General features: G+C 67.5%; 19 protein-coding genes. 9 read left to right on the forward strand and 10 right to left on the reverse strand.

The annotated features are described in order from the left end of the window. Positions 1-40 precede the first annotated feature (40 nt). The 7 genes from CFB41_RS38300 (at position 41) to CFB41_RS38305 (ending at position 6,316) form a co-directional block, all read left to right on the forward strand. On the forward strand, positions 41-196 hold the full coding sequence (locus tag CFB41_RS38300) for a hypothetical protein (protein WP_179250174.1): 156 nt from the start codon (positions 41-43) through the stop codon (positions 194-196). A 382-nt stretch (positions 197-578) separates the two neighbouring features. Further along, the gene (locus CFB41_RS27075) at positions 579-2,822 is read left to right on the forward strand and encodes a TonB-dependent siderophore receptor (protein ID WP_089458580.1); all 2,244 of its coding nucleotides are present in this window, start codon (positions 579-581) and stop codon (positions 2,820-2,822) included. Between the two features lie 3 nt (positions 2,823-2,825). Continuing rightward, positions 2,826-3,593 (forward strand): tetratricopeptide repeat protein, encoded by a 768-nt coding sequence (locus CFB41_RS27080; protein ID WP_089458581.1) that lies wholly within the window; start codon positions 2,826-2,828, stop codon positions 3,591-3,593. Continuing rightward, positions 3,590-4,273 (forward strand): Fe2+-dependent dioxygenase, encoded by a 684-nt coding sequence (locus CFB41_RS27085; RefSeq protein ID WP_089458582.1) that lies wholly within the window; start codon positions 3,590-3,592, stop codon positions 4,271-4,273. Before CFB41_RS27080 ends, CFB41_RS27085 begins: the two co-directional genes overlap by 4 nt. Positions 4,274-4,603: 330 nt before the next feature. Continuing rightward, positions 4,604-5,284, forward strand: a complete 681-nt coding sequence (locus CFB41_RS27090; RefSeq protein WP_256941207.1) for a M15 family metallopeptidase — start codon at positions 4,604-4,606, stop codon at positions 5,282-5,284. A 103-nt stretch (positions 5,285-5,387) separates the two neighbouring features. Continuing rightward, a complete protein-coding gene (locus CFB41_RS27095; protein WP_089458584.1) occupies positions 5,388-5,972 on the forward strand; it encodes an NTP transferase domain-containing protein in 585 nt (194 codons plus the stop codon). Between the two features lie 203 nt (positions 5,973-6,175). Beyond that, positions 6,176-6,316 (forward strand): hypothetical protein, encoded by a 141-nt coding sequence (locus CFB41_RS38305; RefSeq protein ID WP_021158153.1) that lies wholly within the window; start codon positions 6,176-6,178, stop codon positions 6,314-6,316. A 71-nt stretch (positions 6,317-6,387) separates the two neighbouring features. Here the strand turns inward: CFB41_RS38305 and CFB41_RS27100 are convergent, their stop codons facing one another. From CFB41_RS27100 to panE, 8 genes are all read right to left on the reverse strand, one after another. Then, positions 6,388-7,146: an SDR family oxidoreductase gene (locus CFB41_RS27100; protein ID WP_089441999.1), complete on the reverse strand. Its 759-nt coding sequence runs from the start codon at positions 7,144-7,146 to the stop codon at positions 6,388-6,390. Next, the gene (locus CFB41_RS27105; RefSeq protein WP_089458585.1) at positions 7,143-8,690 is read right to left on the reverse strand and encodes an FGGY-family carbohydrate kinase; all 1,548 of its coding nucleotides are present in this window, start codon (positions 8,688-8,690) and stop codon (positions 7,143-7,145) included. The genes CFB41_RS27100 and CFB41_RS27105 overlap by 4 nt, the downstream gene beginning before the upstream one ends. A gap of 29 nt (positions 8,691-8,719) precedes the next feature. After that, entirely contained in the window at positions 8,720-9,808 is a 1,089-nt protein-coding gene (locus CFB41_RS27110) for an alcohol dehydrogenase catalytic domain-containing protein (protein ID WP_089458586.1), read from the reverse strand. Positions 9,809-9,854: 46 nt separating this feature from the next. Next, positions 9,855-10,868: an ABC transporter permease gene (locus CFB41_RS27115; protein ID WP_089458587.1), complete on the reverse strand. Its 1,014-nt coding sequence runs from the start codon at positions 10,866-10,868 to the stop codon at positions 9,855-9,857. Beyond that, on the reverse strand, positions 10,855-12,375 hold the full coding sequence (locus CFB41_RS27120; protein WP_089459003.1) for a sugar ABC transporter ATP-binding protein: 1,521 nt from the start codon (positions 12,373-12,375) through the stop codon (positions 10,855-10,857). The genes CFB41_RS27115 and CFB41_RS27120 overlap by 14 nt, the downstream gene beginning before the upstream one ends. Positions 12,376-12,437: 62 nt before the next feature. Beyond that, positions 12,438-13,382: a substrate-binding domain-containing protein gene (locus CFB41_RS27125; protein WP_089458588.1), complete on the reverse strand. Its 945-nt coding sequence runs from the start codon at positions 13,380-13,382 to the stop codon at positions 12,438-12,440. A 121-nt stretch (positions 13,383-13,503) separates the two neighbouring features. After that, positions 13,504-14,463 (reverse strand): AraC family transcriptional regulator, encoded by a 960-nt coding sequence (locus tag CFB41_RS27130; RefSeq protein WP_089458589.1) that lies wholly within the window; start codon positions 14,461-14,463, stop codon positions 13,504-13,506. Positions 14,464-14,701: 238 nt separating this feature from the next. Next, positions 14,702-15,649 (reverse strand): 2-dehydropantoate 2-reductase, encoded by a 948-nt coding sequence (gene panE, locus CFB41_RS27135; protein WP_089458590.1) that lies wholly within the window; start codon positions 15,647-15,649, stop codon positions 14,702-14,704. A 251-nt stretch (positions 15,650-15,900) separates the two neighbouring features. On the opposite strand from panE, the gene CFB41_RS27140 reads away from it, so the two are divergent. Next, entirely contained in the window at positions 15,901-17,454 is a 1,554-nt protein-coding gene (locus tag CFB41_RS27140; protein ID WP_089458591.1) for a methyl-accepting chemotaxis protein, read from the forward strand. A gap of 25 nt (positions 17,455-17,479) precedes the next feature. Here the strand turns inward: CFB41_RS27140 and CFB41_RS27145 are convergent, their stop codons facing one another. Continuing rightward, a complete protein-coding gene (locus tag CFB41_RS27145; RefSeq protein WP_089459004.1) occupies positions 17,480-18,157 on the reverse strand; it encodes a response regulator transcription factor in 678 nt (225 codons plus the stop codon). Between the two features lie 394 nt (positions 18,158-18,551). Between CFB41_RS27145 and CFB41_RS27155 the strand changes: the two genes are divergently transcribed. Continuing rightward, entirely contained in the window at positions 18,552-19,046 is a 495-nt protein-coding gene (locus CFB41_RS27155; RefSeq protein WP_069252109.1) for a hypothetical protein, read from the forward strand. A 27-nt stretch (positions 19,047-19,073) separates the two neighbouring features. Here the strand turns inward: CFB41_RS27155 and CFB41_RS27160 are convergent, their stop codons facing one another. Further along, the gene (locus CFB41_RS27160; RefSeq protein WP_089458592.1) at positions 19,074-19,580 is read right to left on the reverse strand and encodes a hypothetical protein; all 507 of its coding nucleotides are present in this window, start codon (positions 19,578-19,580) and stop codon (positions 19,074-19,076) included. Between the last annotated feature and the right edge of the window lie 118 nt (positions 19,581-19,698).

Below are 19,698 nucleotides of genomic sequence, written 5' to 3' on the forward strand. Positions count from 1 at the left end.
TCCCAACGCGTGAACCAATGGATTCTCCAGTGGCTTCCGCATGCTCCTGAACATCCACAAGCTGCCGAGTGCGGCGGCAATTGCACCAATTGTCGCGCACTGGATCACCGGTACGCCTGGTCCGGCAAACGAATCCTGCGACAGCACGGAGAACATAAAGGCCATCAAAATGACCGCAGAAATGGCGCCTAGTTGAAACACAAGGAATCGATTGTCAGGATTCAGAACGCCCCCCTTGGCGTGCGTTGAAGATCTGCCAATGTGCCATGGTTGCGGCACACCTTGTCTCATAAGGCACCCAGCGACTGCAAAACAATCCCGGCTTTCTCATCAACGCCCCCACCACTTCCCCAGGCACGAACCGAGGTCCATCACCGTCTCGGACCACACGATCCCGTGCTCACAACCACCCGCCACATTCGCTAACAATTTCCCAACAAACGCTAACAAGAACGCTTCTCATTCAACAGAAAATTACATAGAATGCCGCCTGAAAACAAATCGTAATAATTCCCGGCGGCATGCACACTTCCGTAGCGCACCGCCCCCGGGGCCACACCGCGAGGTCGAAGCGCACCATGAAGTCACGTCCCGACGAGCTGAAGCTCGGCAAATTCACCACCCTGTGCAGCGTGCTCGCCGCAAGCCCGGCCTTCGCGGCGGACGGCACGCCGCCGCCCGCCCCGGCCGGCACCGAAGGCCATCTCGCGCCGATCGAGGTCCAGGGCAAGGCCGAGCACAGCTACAAGGCCGACTTCTCCGCTTCGGCGAAATTCACCGCGCCGCTCGTCGACACGCCGAAGTCCGTCACCGTGATCCCGCAGGAACTGATCCAGAACAGCGGCGCGTCGACGCTGACCGAAGCGCTGCGCACCGTGCCCGGCATCACGTTCGGCGCCGGCGAAGGCGGCAACCCGCTCGGCGATCGCCCGTTCATCCGCGGCTACGACACGCAGGGCAGCATGTTCGTCGACGGCATGCGCGACACCGGTGCGACGACGCGCGAGATCTTCAACACCGAGCGCATCGAGATCACCAAGGGTTCCGACGGCGCGTACGGCGGCCGCGGCGGCGCGGGCGGCAGCATCAACCTGATCACGAAGGCCCCGCACCTCGGCACCACCGCCGCCGCGAGCGCGGGCCTCGGCACCGACCGCTATCGCCGCTTCACGGCCGACGGCAACTGGCAGTTCGCCGACCACGCCGCGTTCCGCCTGAACCTGATGAGCCACAACAACGACGTCGCCGGCCGCGACGCGGTGAACAACGAGCGCTGGGGCGTCGCCCCGTCGATCGCGTTCGGCCTCGGCACGTCGACGCGCGTCGTCGCGAGCTACTACCACCTGCAGACGGACGACCTGCCCGACGGCGGCATCCCGTACTACTACGGCTTCAACCTCCCGAAAGGCGTCGCCACCGACGGCCCGGCGCCCGTCGACCGCCACAACTTCTACGGCCTGACCAACCGCGATTTCCGCAAGACGACGTCGGACATCAGCACGCTGAAGATCGAGCACGACCTCACGTCGTCGCTGACGATCCGCAACACCACGCGCTATACGGAATCGACGCAGGACTACATCTGGACGCAGCCCGACGACAGCCAGGGCAACGTGGTCAACGGCAAGGTCTGGCGGCGCGCGAACAACCGCAACAGCGCAATCAACAGCATCGCGAACCAGACCGAACTGTTCGGCGAATTCCGCACCGGCCCGTTCAAGCACAGCTTCACGACCGGTATCGAGCTGTCGCGCGAATGGGGCAAGCGCGACACGTACAACGTCGCCGCCGCGAACGGCAAGATCTGCCAGAACGGTGTCGGTGCCGCGTCCGGCTACAACTGCACGAGCCTGTGGTCGCCGAACCCGAACGACCCGTGGGCCGGCTCGATCACGCGCAACAACGACTACGCGTATGCGCGCACCGTGACGAAGTCGATCTACGGCTTCGACACGATCGAGATCACGCCGCGCTGGCAGGTCAACGGCGGCGTGCGCATCGACGACTACTCGACCCGCTTCACCGACACCAAGGCCAACGGCGGCAAGACCACCACGCGTGACGACACGCTCGTGAACTGGCAGGCCGGCCTCGTGTTCAAGCCCGCGCAGAACGGCAGCATCTATGCGTCGTACGCGACGTCGTCGACGCCGGCCGGCATGCTGCTCGGTGAAGGCAGCGAAACGCAGTCGCTCACGCCGGGCCGCGGCGGCGTCGGCTCGAACGCCGATCAGCTGTCGCCGGAAAAAAACCGCAGCATCGAGCTCGGCACGAAGTGGAACGTGCTGAACGACAAGCTCGCGCTGACGGCCGCGCTGTTCCAGATCGATACGACGAATGCGCGCGTGACGCTGCCGAACAACCAATATGCGATGGTGGGCAACAAGCGCGTGCAGGGTCTCGAACTCGGCGTCGCGGGCCAGATCACGAAGCAGTGGCAGTTGTTCGGCGGCTATACGTACATGAAGAGCGAACTGCGCGACAACGGCAAGGACACCGCGAACAACGGCAACCGGTTCCCGAACACGCCGAAGCACAGCTTCACGATGTGGTCGAACTACGACGTGACGCCGAAGTTCACCGTCGGCGGCGGCGCGTTCTACATGTCGCAGGTGTTCGGCGATCCCGCGAACCAGCACGCGGTGCCGTCGTACTGGCGCTTCGATGCGATGGCGCAGTACCGCATCAACAAGAAGCTCGACCTGCAGCTGAACGTGAACAACCTGTTCAACCGCACCTACTTCGACCAGGCGTATCCGGCGCACTACGCGTCGATCGCACCGGGCCGCTCGGCGTTCGTCACGCTGAACGCGCGCTACTGATCGATGGAGGCCGTGTCGCTGAAGGCGCTCGCGTCGGTTTCGCCGCGCGAGTTCGCCGACATCCTGGCCGGGCCGGCCGAGCGCGCCGCCGCGTGGGTCGCGGCGGCGGCCGACAACGGCATCGTCGATGCACAGGCCGTCTACGGGCAATACCTGCTCGACGGGCACGGCGTCGCGCGCGATCCGGCGGCCGCGTTCAACTGGTTCCGGCACGCGGCGCGCGCCGGCCACACGATGGCGATGAACATGCTCGGCCGCTGCTACGAGTTCGGCTGGGGCACGGCCGCGTGCGCGCCGGTTGCCGTGTACTGGTACCGGCTCGCCGCGCAGGCAGGGCTCGACTGGGGCATGTACAACTACGCGACGGCGCTCGCGCTCGGTAACGGCGTCGACGAGAACCGCGCCGAGGCGCTCGACTGGTTTCAGCGCGCGGCCGCACTCGGCCATGCGAAATCGATCAACCTGATCGGCGGCTTTTACGAGGACGGCTGGGTCGTGCCGGTCGACCGCGACGCCGCGTTCGACCACTATCGACGCGCCGCCGTGGCCGGCGACTTCCGCGGCCAGTTCAACCTTGCGCGGCTGCTCGCCGAGCGCGGGCGCATCGACGAAGCGCTCGCGTGGCTTGCACGCGTGCCGGCCACCGCTACCCCCGCGTTCGTCGCGAAGATGCGCGCGTATCTCGCGTCGTCGCCGATCGACGCGTTTCGTGCGGCGGCGCTGCAGTTGCCACCCCAGCCGCAGCCACATTGTATGGACACCGCATCATGATGCTTCACATCCCCGGCGTACTGACGAAAGCACAGGTCGCGCAATGTCGCGAACTGCTCGATGCGGCCGAATGGGTCGACGGCAATGCGACGTCCGGCACGCAGTCGGCGCTCGCGAAACGCAACCGGCAATTGCCGGAAGGCGCGCCGGCCGCACGCGCGGTGGGCGACGCGATCCAGGACGCGCTCGCACGTCATCCGCTGTTCTTCTCGGCGGCGCTGCCGCTCAAGGTGTTTCCGCCGCTGTTCAATCGCTACGAAGGCGGCGAGACGTTCGGCACGCACGTCGACAACGCGATCCGGCTGCTGCGCGGCACGGATTTCCGCGTGCGCAGCGACCTGTCGGCGACGCTGTTTCTCGAAGAACCCGATGCGTACGACGGCGGCGAGCTGTGTGTCGAGGATACGTACGGCACCCATCGCGCGAAGCTGCCGGCGGGCGACCTCGTGCTGTATCCGGCGTCGAGCCTGCATCACGTCACGCCCGTGACGCGCGGCGCGCGCGTCGCGTCGTTCTTCTGGATTCAGAGCATGGTGCGCGACGACGGCGACCGCACGCTGCTGTTCCAGCTCGATACGCAAATTCAGGCGCTTTCCGCGGAAAAAGGCGCGAAGGATCCGATGGTCATCTCGTTGACGGGGATTTATCACAACCTGTTGAGGAAGTGGGCGGATGCATAACCAACGATATGCAAGGCAGCCGCTGGACGTATTGCGCGGCTCGGTCGTGCGCTACGACGGTCCCGTCGATCCAATCGAGGAAAGCGGTTGGGAGGCGCCGTCACACGACACGCGAAACGACGGCGTCCACGCGGGCACGACCATCGATACGCGAGGATAAGAGGCTCACGCCCCCGCAGCGGAAACCGCGACACATCCTCCGCCGGAGTCTGGCATATTGGCGATTCGTCTGACCAAATCAACCACGAGCACCCGGCCTCGCGCAACCGCGCTTCCTGCTGCCAGCCGGACGTGGCCCGCAACCGTCATTGCGCCACTTCGTCCACTATCGTGATTTCGCTCTCCGATCCCGTTGTCCGGTCCATTACCCTGCTGGAGTCGCACGAAGGGTTTGTCGATCTCGCAGGTTTCCATGCACGCATTGCCGTCGATCTCGGCCGCCGCGACATCGAAAGCAGAAGCCCGCATTTCCTGAAAGTGCGTCGTGGCGTGGCCGAACGGCTGATCGCCGCCGCGCAAGCGCTCCCCGCCGGCCTGCGCCTATACGTCAAGGAAGGCTATCGCCCGCTGGCCCTGCAGCGCGACTACTTCTCCGCACACCTCGCGCATCTGCGCCGCACGTTGAATCCGCTTCCGGACGAAGACGCGTTGATCGCCCTGACGAGCCACCACGTCGCGCCGCCGGAAGTCGCCGCGCACCCAACGGGTGCAGCCATCGACCTCACACTGATCTCGGCAGAAGGCATCGAGCTCGACATGGGCTGCATCATGAACGCCACCGACCAGGAATCCTCCGGCGCGTGCTACACGCACAACCCGTTCATCAGCCGCGCAGCCGCCCGCAACCGTCAGGTGCTGATCACCGCGCTGTCGGGCGCCGGCCTGACCAATTACCCGTCGGAATGGTGGCATTGGTCGTTCGGCGACCGCTATTGGGCCGTGATGCACGATCAATCGCACGCCATCTACGGCGCCATCGAGGAAAACATGCTCGACGAAGCCTCACGCTGACATTCTTTCCGACGAAACGCGCCCGGCTCGGTAACATCCTCACTTGTCGATCCCTGCCCGCTCCCGCACAATCGCAGCACCTGCATCACTCTCCCCCGCGCCGATGTCCTATGCGTCACTCGCCACCGGCGTCCTCCTCGCGGGCGGCCTCGGTCAGCGCTTCGACCCGAGCGGCCTGCACAGCAAGCTGCTCGCGCTGCTTCCCGACGGCACGCCGGTGGCGGTCGCGGCCGCCCGCCATCTCGCGGCGGCCACGGCCGACGTGATCGCCGTCGTGCGTCCCGGTGCCGAAAAACTCGCGATGCTGCTGAACGAAGCCGGCTGCCACGTCGTCTATGCGCCCGACGCCGTGCGCGGCATGGGCGCGAGCCTCGCGGCCGGCGTGCGCGCGACGCCCGACGCGAACGGCTGGCTCGTCGCGCTCGGCGACATGCCGTGGATCGCGGCGTCCACCTACGAAACCGTCACGCGCGCGCTCGACGCCGACGACGCGTCGATCGTCGCACCCGCGCACCACGGCGTGCGCGGCCATCCGGTCGGGTTCGCCGCGCACCATTTCGATGCGCTCGCCGCGCTCGACGGCGACACGGGCGCCCGCGCGCTGTTCGCCAGCGCGGCGGTCAGGCTGCTCGACGTCGACGATCCCGGCATCGTGCGCGACGTCGATACACCGGCGGATTTGCGCTGACCGGGATCGCACCACGCGCGCGGTGCAAAGCAGCGCCAGCGCCGCGCCCAGCGGGCTCCTGCTGAAACCCGTCCATCCGCGGCTTGCACCGACGACACACCACCCGCCGCCACAATCCCGCTGCAAACGCGCACCCGATTGGCTATAACGGAGACGAGGCGCCCCTGCCGCGCCACCGCCGTCACGCACTGCGCGAGTTCACCATGACCGATCACACGACCCCGACGCCCGAGCCACCGGCCGACCCGAACCGCGACCCGGAGGACGATCCGCTGTCGTCGCCGCCCGGCCATCACGACAACCCGCAGCAACCCGACGGACCGCCGAGCAAGGATCCGGTCTAGCCGCAAGGCGACCGTTCCACCCATTCGCCGCGCGGTTCCCGTCGTCATGCGCCATCGCCGCATGACGTTGCCTAGCGCGCCGTATACCCGCCGTCGATCGGCAGCGACACACCGCTGACCATCGACGCCGCATCGCTGAGCAGGAACAGGATCGGTTCGACGACCTCGCCCGGCTCCGCGAATCGCCCGAGCGGAATCGCGGCCAGCATCGGCGCCCGCTTTTCCGGTTCGCTCCACGCGAACTGCGCCATCGGCGTGAGCGTGACGGTCGGGTTCACGCTGTTCACACGAATGCCGTGCGGCCCGAGTTCGATGCACAGCACGCGCGTGATCGCGTCCATCGCCGCCTTCGACGCGCAGTAACTCAGATGCGCGGGCAACCCGACGAGCGCGGCCTGGCTCGATACGTTGACGATGCTGCCCCGCGCCTGCGCGACGCCACGCGCGTCGCGCGCGATCATCTTCCGTGCGACGGCCCGGGCAACGAGCGCCGCGCCGCGCGCATTGACGGCCATCACGCGATCGAAGTGCGCGGCGCTCACGTCGAGCGCCGACTCGAGCGATGCAATCCCCGCGCAATTCACGAGGCCGTCGAATGCCTCATGCGCGGCGAGCGCCGTATCGATCGCATGCTCGTCGCCACCGACGTCGAGCCGCATCGTCTCGCACGCGGCCTCCCCGGCCAGCGCATCGAGCGCGGCCAGGTCGCGCCCGGCCGCGACGACCTGCGCGCCCGCCCGCGCCAGCGCGACCGCGCATGCGCGCCCGATCCCGCTCGATGCCCCCGTGACGAGCACCCGCGAACCGCCGAAATCGAATCGTGTCTTCATGATGGCGTGTGCAACCCGTGCATGATCGGTTTGAGCGCCGGATACAGCGCCGTATAAAGCGCAAAGCGCGCCGCGTACGCTTTCGCGCGTTCGGCATCCGGCCGTGCGCGCTCGACGAGCGTGACCCAGCCGCCTTGCGCGTCGTCGTGTGATACGAGCCCTGCCCCGACGCCCGCGAGCAAGGCGGCCCCCATCGCGGCTTCGACATCCTGCTCGATCGTCCACACCGGAAAGCCCGTCACGTCCGCGATGATCTGCATCCACAGCGCCGAATGCGCGGCACCGCCCACGACGATCAGCCTGCCATCCAGCGCCACCGCGCCGCGTCGGCCGGCCTCGATGTTGTGCCGCAACGCAAACGCGACACCTTCGAGCACCGCGCGATACAGGTGCGCCCGTGTATGCGCGAGACTCAGCCCGACGAACGCGCCGCTCGCCTTCGCGTCCCATACGGGGCTGCGCTCGCCCATCAGGTACGGCAGGAACAGCACGCCGTCGGCGCCCGGCGGCACGCGTTCGGCCGCTTCCTCGAGCAGCACGTGCGGATCGCCGTGCGGCAGCAGGCGTGCCGCTTCGATTTCCGCGTGGCAGAACTGGTCGCGAAACCAGGCGACCGACGCGCCGGCCGTGATCGCGCCGCCGAACACGTACAGGTCGCGCTGCCCGTTGAACACGTGCGGCATGCTGACGAGCCCGTGACGCGCATCGACGTGCGGGCTCACGTAACCCCAGCACATGCTGGTGCCGATCATCGCGACATGCTGCCCCGTGCGCGTCGCGCCGGCCGCGAAGGTCGCGACGGCCGCATCGACGCCGCCGGCGACGACCGGCGTGCCGGCCGGCAGCCCGAGCGGCTCCGTCCATTGCGACAACAGCCCGCCGACGATGTCCGTCGATTCGACGAGCCGCTCGGGCATCATCGTCGCCGGAATGCCGAGCATGTCGAGCGCGTCGTCGGACCACTCGCGGCGCGCAACGTCGTACACGCCGCCGATATTGCCGGCCGAACTGTGATCGACCGCGACCTCGCCGGTCAGCAGGTAGATCACGTACGCGTTCGGCGGCAGGAAATAGCGCACGTTCGCCCACACGTCCGGCCGCTGGTCGCGCAGCCACAGCATCTTCGTGAAGCCGTAGTAGCTGTCGACGCCGTTGCCCGTGATCACGCGCAGACGCTCGACGTTCACGTTCGCGTCGACCCAGTCGACTTCCGCGGTCGCGCGCCGGTCCATCCAGATCAGGCACGGATGGAGCGGCCGCATGTCGATGTCGACCGGAATGCCCGAGCCGCCGTACAGGCTGCCCACGCACACCGCGCGGATCGCATCGGCCGGCACGCCCTGCGCGCGCGCATCGCTCACGCAGCCGGCGATGCACGCGAGCACCGCGTCGAACCACACCTGCGGCCATTGCTCGGCCCACAGCGGGCGCGGCGTATCGGGCTGGTAGCCGGCCGAGCGCCGCGCGACGATCGTGCCGTGCCGGTCGACGAGCAGCGCCTTGGTGCTCTGCGTGCCGATGTCGACGCCTATGACGTATTCCATGATGTCTCCGGTGAGGCGCACGCCGGCCGTCAGCGGGCCGGCTTCAGCAGCACCTTGATCGATTCGGGCGATTTCGCGACGCGGATCGCGTCGTCCCAGTCCTCGAGCGCGAAATCGTGCGTGACGATGCCTTTCGACGTGACGAGCCCGCGCGCGAGCAGGTCGATCGCGATCGGGTAGCAGTATGGCCCCAGGTGCGCGCCGCGTACGTCGAGCTCCTTGCGATCGCCGATGATCGACCAGTCGACGGTCGCATCCTCGCCGAACACGCTGAATTCGACGAAGCGGCCGAGCTTGCGGATCAGGTCGAGCCCCTGGCTCACGCCAACCGGCGCGCCGGTCGTCTCGATGTAGACGTCGCAACCGTAGCCGTCGGTGAGCGACCGGACGATCTCGCGCGCGTCGTCGCGCGTCGGGTTGATCGTCACGTCCGCACCATACTCGCGCGCGAGTTCGAGCCGCTCGTCGATCAGGTCGATCACGACGAGCTTCTTCGGCGTCTTCAGGTGCGCGACCTGCGTCATCATCAGCCCGAGCGGGCCCGCACCGGCGATCACGACCACGTCGTCGAGCTGGACATCGCCGCGGTTCACCGTATGGATCGCGCACGACAGCGGCTCGATGATCGCGGCATCCTCGAGCGACACGCCGAGCGGGATCTTGTGGACGATCGCGGTCGGCGGAATGCGCATGTATTCGGCCATCCCGCCGTCGGCCACTTCGCGCTGGAAACCGAAGATGTTGTGCACTTCGCACATCCAGTACTGGCCCGACTTGCAATAGCGGCACTTGCCGCACGGCACGATCTGCTCGGCGATCACGCGGTCGCCCACCGCCACGCCGAAATGCCCGGCCGCGCCGTCGCCGAGCGCTTCGACATGGCCGAAGAATTCGTGGCCGGGAATCACGGGCGCCTTTACCCACGGGCTCGGGCCGCCCCAGAACATCTTCGCGCCCGTGTAACACTTGCAGTCGCTCGCGCAGATCCCGCATGCGGCGATGCGGATCACGAGCTCGTTCGCGCCGGGGTGCGGCTTCGCGACCTGTTCGACGCGATAGTCCTCGGGGCCGTGGCAGACGACCGCGGTCATCCGCGGGGGGGCTTCGGGTGTCGTCATGGATAGTCTCTTTCGTGGATGATCTGGATGACTGATGAATTGACCATTACCGCGACCGTTCGCGGCTGATGTAGATCGCGAGCAGGATGATTCCGCCCTTGATCACGTTCTGCACATACGGGTTCACGCCGATCATGTTCAGCCCGTTGTTGAGCACGCCGAGCAGCAGCGCACCGACCAGCGTGCCGAGGATCGCACCGCGCCCGCCGGAGATCGACGTGCCGCCCATCACGACGGCCGCGATCGCGTCGAGTTCGAAGCCCACGCCCGCGTTCGGCTGACCGCTCATCAGGCGCCCGGTCAGCACGATCGCGGCGAGCGCCGACGTGAGCCCGGCCAGCGTGTAGACGATCAGCTTCACGCGCGCGACCCGCACGCCGGTGAGCCGCGTCGCCTGCTCGTTGCCGCCGATCGCATACACGTAGCGGCCGAACGGCATCCGGTCGAGCAGCAGCCACGCGATCGCATAGACCACCAGCATGATCAGCACGGGTGCCTGGATGCCGAACACCTTGCCGCTGCCGAAGAACGCGACCCAGTCGGGCAAGCCGTCGATCGGATAGCCGCCCGTGTAGATCAATGCGAGGCCGCGCGCGATGCCCATCGTCGCGAGCGTGACGATGATCGGCGGCATCCCCGCGAACGCGACGAACACGCCGTTCAGGAAGCCGAAACCAAAGCCGACCGCGATGCCGATCGCGAGCGCGGCAACCGCGTTCACGCCCGCGACCATCAGCCCGGCCGCCAGCGTGCCCGACAGCGCCATCACCGAACCGACCGACAGGTCGATCCCGCCGGTCAGGATCACACAGGTCATGCCGACCGCGATGATCGCGTTGATCGACACCTGGCGCAGCACGTTTTCCAGGTTCGCGGCGGACAGGAAGCTCGGGCTCGCGATCATCATCGCGATGCACACGACGATCAGGCCGACGAGCGGATAGAACAGCGTCGAGCGCCGCAGCTGCGCCCACCTCGCGCGTGGCGGCGGGGCGTCGCCGTTTCCGGCGGTGGCCGTGAGCGTCGTGGAAGGCGTGGAAGAAGAATCAGGCAGGTTCATGGGTCGCTCCTCGCGTGCCGGCCGTGGCATAGGTCATGACCGTGTCGGGATCGATCTCGTCGCCGTCGAGCGTCGCCTCGATGCGGCCCTGCCGGAACACGGCGACGCGATCGCACATGCCGACGATTTCCGGCAGCTCGGACGAGATCATGATGATGGCGTAGCCGCGCGCGGTAAGTTCGCGCATCAGCCCGTATATTTCGGCTTTCGCGCCGACGTCGATGCCGCGCGTCGGCTCGTCGAAGATCAGCACCGACGTGTGATGGTTCAGCCAGCGCGCGATCACGACCTTCTGCTGGTTGCCGCCGGACAGCGTCGCGACCTCGGTGTGGATCGACGGCGCCTTCACGCCGACGCGCCGCATCACGTCGAGCGTCGTGCGCGCCTCGCCGCGCCGGTCGATCAGCCAGCGCATCGACCGGTACTTGCCGAGGTTGTTCAGCGAGATGTTGTCGCGGATCGAGAACGACGTGACGAGCCCTTCCGTCTTGCGGCTCTCCGGCAGGATGCCGATGCCCGCGCGCAGCGCGTCGGCCGGATCGGCGAGCTTCGCCGCCGCGCCGCGCACGCGCACGTCCTTGCGGTGCGCACGCGTCGCGCCGATCACCGCGAGCGCAGTTTCCGTGCGGCCCGAGCCGACCAGCCCGGCGAAGCCGAGGATCTCGCCGGCATGCAGCGTGAAGCGGTTCACCGGGCCGCCGCGCTCGATCTGCAGTTCGTTGACCTCCAGCACCCGCGGCGCATCGGCCGCGCGCGCCGGCTTCGGCGGAAAGCTGCTTTCGATCCGGCGGCCGACCATCATCCGTACCAGTTGCTCGACGTCCGTGCGCGCGACGTCGGTCGTCGCCACGTACTGGCCGTCGCGCAGCACCGTGATGCGGTCGCACACCGCGAAGATCTCGTCGAGGTGATGCGAGATGAAGATCATCGCGACGCCCTGCCGCTTCAGCTCGCGCATGATCGCGAACAGGTGCTCGGCCTCGGCCGGCGTGAGCGTGGCGGTCGGTTCGTCGAGGATCAGGATGCGCGCGTCGAGCGACAGCGCCTTGCCGATCTCGACGAACTGTTGCTGCGCGACCGACAGCGCACGGATCGGCGCATCGAGATCGATCGCGACGCCGAGCCGCGCGAAGATCGCGGCCGCCGCGTGCCGCATCCGCTTGCGGTCGCGCGCGCCCCACCGGTTGCGCAGCTCGCGGCCGAGGAACAGGTTGTCGACGGCGTCGAGGTGCGGAATCAGGCTGAATTCCTGGAACACGATGCCGACGCCCGCCGCGACCGCATCGTGATAGTCCGCGAAATGGCGGGCGGTGCCGTCGATCTCGATCGTGCCGGCATCCGGCTGATGAATGCCGCACAGGATCTTCATCAGCGTCGACTTGCCCGCGCCGTTCTCGCCGAGCAGCGCGTGGATCTCGCCGCGCGCGATCTCCAGATCGATGTCGGACAGCGCCTGCACGCCCGGAAAGCTTTTCGTGATGTGGCTGAGCCTGAGTATCGTGTCCATTGGCGCCTCCGTGCGAAGGGCGCCGGCCGTGCCGCCGTCCTTCGCGTCGCATCGCACGTCGTTCACCAGCTGAAACCCTTCGCGTTGCCGCGATCGACCACCTTCACGTCGACGGGAATCGCCTTCGGCACCGTCGCGCCCCACTTGCGCGCGATCGCGATGCCGAGCGCGATGCGCACCTGGTCGGCCGGGAACTGCGCGGTCGTCTCGATGAACTTCGAATTCGGCTTCTGGATCGCGGCGATCGCCTCGGGCGCGCCGTCGACGCTCGTCAGCTTGATGTCCTTGCCCGAGCTCTCGATCGCGGCGAGCGAGCCCATCGCGCCGCCGTCGTTCACGCTGAAGATGCCCTTCAGGTTCGGATGCGCGGAGATCATGTTTTCCGTGACCGACAGCGCGGTCGCGCGCTCCTGCTTGCCGTTCTGCGTATCGACGAGCTTCACGTTCGGGTATTTCGCGAGCCCGGCCTTGCAGCCGCGCACGCGTTCGAGAATCGGCACGACCGGGATGCCGTCGAGAATGGCGACCTCGCCGCTGCCGCCGATCGCCTTCGCGAGGTAGTCGCACGACATCACGCCCGCGTCGTAGTTCTTCGAGCCGACGAACGAATCGACCGGGCCGTTCGCGTTCGCATCGACGGCCACCACCACCGCACCGGCCTTCTTCGCCTGCGTGATTGCCGACTGGATGCCGGTCGAATCGGTCGGGTTCACGAGCAGGATGTCGATCTTCTTCTGCAGCATGTCCTCGACGTCGCTCACCTGCTTGCTGACGTCGTGATGCGCGTCGGTGACGACGACCTGCGCGCCGATCGACGCGGCCGCGTCGTTCAGCGCTTTCTGCATCGTCACGAAATACGGGTTGTTCAGCTCCTGGAACGTCATGCCGATGCGCAACGGCGCGGCCTGCACGGCGACGGCGGGCAGCCAGGCCGCGGCGGCGAGCGCGGCAATCACCGCCATGCGGGCGGCGCGGCGGGGGGATGAAGCGGGCGATGCATGCGTCATGACGGTGTCTCCGGTTATGTGTGCGGCTTTTTCGTGGGTGAACGCGCCCCTCGCGACGTGGGCGACGCGATTGCGCTGGGTGAAACGGTGCGGAAAATTCAGGCGGGCCGAGGCCCCGCGATCATCCGGGCTGCGGTGCGAGCGCCGGGATGCCGGGTGTGACGACACGCGGCGGCAGCGGATTGCCGGTGGGCGCCGCGTGCAGCGCGAGTTCGCGGCTGCGCGCGTTCAGGCGCTGCAGCGCGCGGAATTCGGACGGCGCCATTCCCTTCACCGCGCGGAACTGGCGGTTGAAGTTCGACACGTTGTTGAAGCCGGCCTGGAAACAGATATCGGTGATGCTCGCGTCGTCGGCGAGCAGCATCTGGCACGCGGACTCGATCCGCAGACGATTCACGTACTGCACGAACGGCATGCCCGTCTGGCGGTGGAACGCACGCGAGAACGCGCTGATGCTCTGCCCGGTCAGTTGCGCGAGATCGGATTCGCGCAGCTCGGACGCGAGGTTCTTGCCGATGTACGACAGCGCATGGCTGAGCCGCGTAGGCGTGACGTCGGCCTGGTCGTACGCGGGGCTCGCGAGCAGCGTGCGTTCGGCCGCTCCGCACAGCCGTTCGAGGATCGTCATGAACAGTGCGATGCGGCGCATGCCGCGCGCGCCCAGCAGTTCGTCGAACAGCGGCGCGATCGCGGCGCTGGTGGCCGCGTCGAAACCGACGCCGCGCCGCGCATCGTCGAGCAGTGCCTGCGCGTCGCGGCATTCGGGAAACGCGTCCATGCAACGGCGCACGAACGCAGGGTCGAACTGGATCACGAGATTGCGGCGCTCGACGGTTTCGCCTTCGGCCATGTCGCTGACCCAGTTGTGCGGCAGGTTCGGGCCGAGCAGCACGAGATGGCCGGGGCCGAACGAACCGATGTGGTCGCCGACGAAATACTTGCCGCGCGTCGCGACGATCAGGTGCAGTTCGAATTCGGGATGGAAGTGCCAGCGGATCGTGCGGTACGGATAGCCGTGCGACCAGACCTTGAACGACTCGTCGCGTCGCACGTCGACCACTTCCAGATCGGGGTGCATCATGTTGGCGTCTCCATTCCCATGTCTCGCTGGCCGGCCTGTTCGGCTGCTTGCGCGTCACCGCGCATTTCACGCGGCGACGCGACCGGTCGCATGGGAAGCAATGTAGGTCGATCGAGCGCGCGGCTCCACCAACTTTACGCCTGATTTCCGATACTTTTTTGCGCATTCCGGCCATACAGGGCGCCGGACGGCAAATTTGTGCAGCGCGGAACGGCCGCGCGGCCGCCCGCGCCGATGCTCATGCGGCCGCGTGCTCGCGCGCCGTCCGCACTTCGTATGCCTTCAGGTGGTTGTACGCGATCCGCAGCAGCGACAATGCATCGGCCGCCTGCGGGTCGCGACGCGCGAGCAGATCACCGATCACGTGATCGGCTTCGACGCGCGCATGGTTCTCGACGTCGCGCAGCATCGATGCGGTCAGCGGCGACGGCGTCAGCACCATCCGCTGCATCCGCTCGATGGCGGCCGGGTCGGGCCGGTGGCCATTGTGCTCGGCAATCGCGCTGCATTCGCCGAGCATCGTCTCGAGCAGGCGGCGGCCGTCCGGCGCGGCGAGAATGTCGCCCACCGAGCCGCGGAACAGCGACGTGCTCGCGGCGAGCGTCGCGAGGAACACCCATTTTTCCCACATCCGCGCAACCACGTTGTCGCTGAGCGTCGCATCGAACCCCGCGCCGCCGAGCACGTCGGCCACCGCGCGCACGCGCGGCGATTCGCCGCCCGCGAGTTCGCCGAAGGTGACCCCGTGCGTGTCGTTGAGGTGCACGATGCGCTGCTCGCGATCGAGCGTCGCCGCGATCACGCACAGCCCGCCGAGCACCCGAGCGGCGCCGAACCGGTCGCGCAGCACGTCGAGATGACGCATCCCGTTGAGCATCGGCAGGATCAGCGTCTGCGGGCCGACGAACGGCGCGAGCGACTGAATCGCGTCGTCGAGGCTGTACGCCTTGCAACTCAGCAGCACGAGATCGAACGGCGCGACGCCGGCACCCGCATCGCCCGCGCGCACGGTCTGCACGTTCGCGAGCGTCAGGTCGCCGCGCGGGCTGCGGATCAGCAGCCCGTCGCGCGCCAGCGCGGCCGCGCGGCCGTCGCGCACCAGGAACGTCACGTCGCGCCCCGCCGCGGCCAGCCGGCCGCCGAAATACCCGCCGACCGCGCCGGCCCCTACTACCAGAATTCGCATCGTTGCCTCCTTTCGGTTTCATTTGCCGCCGCGCCGCCGAACCGGACGGGCGGCGCGCACGCCATCGCCCCGTGAGTATAGCGACACCCGTTATGCATATGCATAGATACCCTTGTCGGGATGACAGGCATGCGTCCTCGGTACCGGTTCCTAGGGATAACCCGTCTACGGTGACGCCCGTCTGACGCCGTCAAGACACTTACCCCGTCACGCCGTTCCGGGGAGCATCCACGACTGACCGACCACACACCATGCGCAACCTTTCCCTGAATCAGAAACTCGCCTCGATGATCGTCATCCTCTGGCTTGGCCTGCTTGTGATCGCCGGACTCGGCGCATGGCAGACGCGCGCATCGATGATCACGGACCGCCGCGAACAGCTCGCGTCGCTGGTCGCGCAGGCCGCAAGCGTGACCGACCATTTCTACAAGCTGTCGCAGCAGAACGCGCTGCCGGAAGCCGAAGCGAAGCAGAAGGCGATCGAGGCGATCGCCGCGATGCGCCACGGCGCCGACGGCTACATCTCGATCAACGACTCGAAGCCGGTGATCGTGATGCATCCGATCAAGTCCGAGCTCAACGGCAAGGATGTGTCGAATTTCACCGATCCGAACGGCAAGCACCTGTTCGTCGAGATCGTGAAGGCCGGCAACCTGGAAGGCGGCAAGGGCTTCGTCGAGTATCTGTGGCCGAAGCCGGGCGCCGACAAGCCGCAGGACAAAACCAGCGCGGTGCAGCGCTTCGCGCCGTGGGACTGGTATCTCGTGACCGGCATGTACATGAACGACGTCCGCTCGGCCGTGCTCGAAAGCGTCGGCCGCTGGCTCGCGATGACGGCCGTGCTCGGCGGGATCGCGACCGCCGTGATGGTGCTGGTGCTGAAGAGCGTGCGCGCGAACCTCGGCGGCGAGCTGGAAGTCGCGCTCGACGCCGCGCAGCGCATCGCGCAGGGCGACCTGACCGCGCGCGTGACCGTGAAGCAGGACGATCGCGGCAGCCTGCTGCATGCGCTGCACACGATGCAGGGCGGGCTGATCGACATGGTGTCGCGCGTGCGGATGGGCACCGAGAACATCAACGTCGGCGCGAGCGAGATCGCGTCCGGCAACACGGACCTGTCGCAGCGCACCGAGGAACAGGCGGCCGCGCTCGTCCAGACCGCGTCGAGCATGGACCAGATGACCGCTAACGTGAAGCAGAACGCGGACAGCGCCGCGCACGCCGCGTCGCTCGCCGACCAGGCCGCGCAGGTAGCGACGCGCGGCAGCGCGGTGGTCGACGACGTCGTGCGCACGATGAACGAGATCACCGACCGCTCGCACAAGATCGGCGACATCATCGGCGTGATCGACGGGATCGCGTTCCAGACCAACATCCTCGCGCTGAACGCGGCGGTTGAGGCGGCGCGCGCCGGCGAACAGGGCCGCGGCTTCGCGGTGGTCGCGGCCGAGGTGCGCTCGCTCGCGCAACGCTCGGCGACGGCGGCGAAGGAGATCAAGTCGCTGATCGTGTCGTCGAACGAGACCGTCGAACAAGGCGCGGCGCTCGTCACGCATGCGGGCGAGACGATGGCCGAGATCGTGCAGTCGGTGCGGCGCGTGAACGAGATCCTCGACGAGATCAGCCATGCGTCGCGCGAACAGAGCGCCGGGATCGAGCAGGTCAATCGCGCGGTGGGCGAAATGGACCAGGTGACGCAGCAGAACGCGGCGCTCGTCGAACAAGCCGCGGCCGCCGCGCATTCGCTGCGCGATCAGGCCGAAGCGCTGCGGGATGCGGTGACGCGGTTTGCGTTGCCGGTTTGACGGTGGCCGCCCGGCGCACGCGTGCTCACGCGGCGCGGCCGGGCCGTGACGCGGTCAGGCCAGTGCCAAGCCCCAACCCCGCCGCCCGCTGGATCAGCTCGACGTCGTTGCTCACACCGAGCTTCTTCATCGCACTGATCTTCTGCGCGCTGACCGTCTGCTTGCCCTTGCTCAGACGCTGCGCGATCGTCTTGATCGGCACCCCCGACAGATACAGGCGAATGACCTCGATCTCGCGCGCCGACAGCTTCACGGGCGCCTCGCCGCGCTCGCCGAATGCATCGACCGCGCGCCTGACGAGCGGCGACAGGTAACGTCCGCCGCTGTAGCTCGAATGAATGGCCGTGACGATATGGCCGACCTCGTCGAACTTGCTGACGATGCTCACACCGCCGATCGCGAGGATCGACCCGAAGATCAGCGGATTCTCGTTCGCGACCAGCGCGACGATCCCGACGTTCGGACGCGTGCGCCGCAGCCAGTCGAACATCGCGAGGCCGTCCATCTGCTCGTCTGCCCGGATCGCATAGTCGACCAGCACGACATCGCAGTCGACGCCGCCGAGCGACGCGACCAGTTCGGCCACGCTCCGGTACACCGCGACGATCTCGATCGCACAGCCGCTGCCCGCGACCTGCTCGATGCCGGCCAGCGTCAACGGCCAGTCGTACGCGAAAACGACGCGAACATTGAATTTCCTCATGCGCAGTTCCAGGTGATTCATCGGCCGCGCGACACCGGACACGGGGCACGCACGGCCGATTTGGCGTTGAAAGGACATTCAGGCTATTTTTAGCCTGAATGTCGATTCTATGAAGCTGCGCGCAGGCGGGATATCGGACGGCATCGGGATCGGTCGTCCGGGACGTAATACGAGTTTGATATTTGAGCCGGTTCGAACGCCCGACACGAGGCGGCCGGTCGCCGCTGACATCCGCCGAATGGCCAGCGTGGCGGCCGATCCGGGCCAAGCGACCGGCCAGCAGGTAAAATCGACGCCTTTGCATCCCGCGCCGGGCCACCGGCGGCGAGCGACGCGCCGATGCCGGCCGCGCGCCGCCGCCCGTTTGCCGGCTGCCCGTACCCCCGCTTTCCCCATGACCGAATCCGACCTGCAACCCGACGACACCTCCATCCACGAAGACGGCCTCTGGCGCGACAACGGCTGGACGGCCCGCATCATCAAGAACGAAGACGACGACGGCTGGGCCGTCGAGATGATCAAGGACGGCGAGTCCGAGCCCGCGCTCGTCGGGCCGTGGACCATGGGCCGCGACAAGAAGAACCCGAAGCCGATGGACGCGAACGCGTTCCGCACGCTCGTGAAGACCGCGACCGAGGTGCTGATGCGGCACGAGCAGCAGCGGCGCGCGATGCTGCACAAGGAAGTGACGGTTCAGGGCGAGGACGACCAGGATGTGTCGGTGACGCTCGACATCGTGCCGGACGAATTCGAGCCGTACGCGCAGCTCAAGGCATTCGATCCGTATGGCGAGCTGCTGGCCGAAGCGAAGGTGTCGGCCGGGTTCAAGCTCAACAAGGCCAGCGCCGAGCGCTGGGTCGCATCGGGCTTCGAGCGGCCGGCCGCCTGATCGCGCGCCGCGCGCCGGGCCGCGCGCTCAGGCGCCGACGCCCTGCCGTGCGCGCCGCAGCCGGCGCGCCGCCAGCTTGCGCCGCACGAGCTGTTCGAACTGCTGCGTCGCGACCGCCGGGTCGCGCGCGGCCAGCCCGAGCGCGTTGCGCACGAGCTGGATCGGCGTCAGCACGAGGCCCCACGGCACCCCCCACCAGCCGAACGCGGCCGAGGCCAGCAGCGCGACCGCCTGCTTCCTGCGGCCGCAACGCCGGCAGCACACATGGCGTCGCGTCGCCCAGCGCGTGACGAACAGCAGCGACACGACGCGATGCGACGCATGGACATCCACCGGCTGGTCGTCGCGACCGCAGATCGGGCACGGCCCGTAACGCCAGTCGTGCACGTACTCCCAGACTTTCGCGTCGGGCACCCGTTCCGCCTCGACGACGATCGGATGCGCTTGCGCGCACGCCGCACGGCAATAGCGGCGGCCGTCGATCGACCGCCCGCCGGCCAGGAACGTCCTGCCGCAGTGACTGCACTCTGCCACGGTAACCTCGGATGAGCGTGATGCGCCGCGTGCCGGCCGTGCGCAGCATGGCTGCACCGGCGGTCCGGACGGGCCGTTTACTGTCTTAACGGCCGGCATCGCACGGTCTTGAGCGGCG

Origin of the sequence: Burkholderia sp. AU33803 (assembly GCF_002223095.1) — a bacterium.
GTDB lineage: Bacteria > Pseudomonadota > Gammaproteobacteria > Burkholderiales > Burkholderiaceae > Burkholderia.